The sequence below is a fragment of the Streptomyces sp. NPDC001880 genome (assembly GCF_053594575.1).
Genome location: NZ_JBSFET010000309.1, coordinates 1 through 1037 on the forward strand (window position 1 = coordinate 1; position 1037 = coordinate 1037).

1 protein-coding gene is annotated in these 1037 nt (G+C 64.8%); it reads left to right on the forward strand.

Annotated features, from left to right (window positions below; translation table 11 throughout):
- Nucleotides 1-15: 15 nt before the first annotated feature.
- Nucleotides 16-1037, forward strand: a 1022-nt coding sequence (locus ACWCQ6_RS37500) for a condensation domain-containing protein (protein WP_451097018.1), incomplete at its 3' end; no start/stop codon positions are given.

Here is a 1037-nt window from a genome sequence, read left to right on the forward strand (position 1 = left end):
CTTCCGCTGTCCCCGTTGCAGGAAGGCCTCGCCTTCCACGCGGGCTACGACCGGGACCAGACAGACGTCTACATCGCCCAGTGGGTCCTCGAACTGACCGGCACCGTGAACGCCGGCCGACTGCACGACGCCATGAACACACTGCTGCACCGACACGACAACCTCCGGGCAGCCTTCCGACAGTCCGCCGAAGGCCTCGCCCACCAGATCATCCCGGCCCGAGCCGACGCCCCCTTCCGCGTGGTCGACATCTCCGGGGAAACCGACCCCGAAACCGCCCTCAAAACCCTGACCGAAGAAGAACGAACCCGCCCGTTCCCACTGGACCACCCACCACTCATACGCCTGGCACTGGCCAAACTGGACGAAGACCGCCACCAACTGATCCTCACCAACCACCACATCCTGCTCGACGGCTGGTCCATGCCCGTCCTCTTCAACGAGCTCTTCACCCTCTACCGCACCGGCGACAACGGACCAGGAACCGCACGCCCCTACCGCGACTACCTCACATGGCTCGCACACGCCGACCGCGAAACAGCCCAGCAGGCATGGCGCAAAGCCCTCCACGGCATCGACGAACCAACCCTCATCGCCCCCGCATACCGCCAGACCACCCCCAAACCCCCCGCACGCCTGCACACCCACCTCAACGAAACGACCACCACCGCCCTCGCGGACCAGGCCCGCACATGGGGCGTCACCCTCAACACCCTCCTCCAAGCCGCCTGGGGCATGCTCATCGCCGGCGTCACCGGCCGCAACGACATCGTCTTCGGCGCCGTCGTCTCAGGCCGACCCGCAGAACTCCCCGGCGTCGAGAACATGATCGGCCTCTTCATCAACACCCTGCCCGTACGCGTACACCTACAACCAGGCGAAACCCTCACCGAACTCGTACAACGACTCCAGGACGAACAAGCACGCCTCCTGCCCCACCACCACCTCAGCCTCACCGACATCCAACAACTGACAAACACCGGACAACTCTTCGACACCCTCACCGTCTACGAGAACTACCCCCTCGACACAGCAGA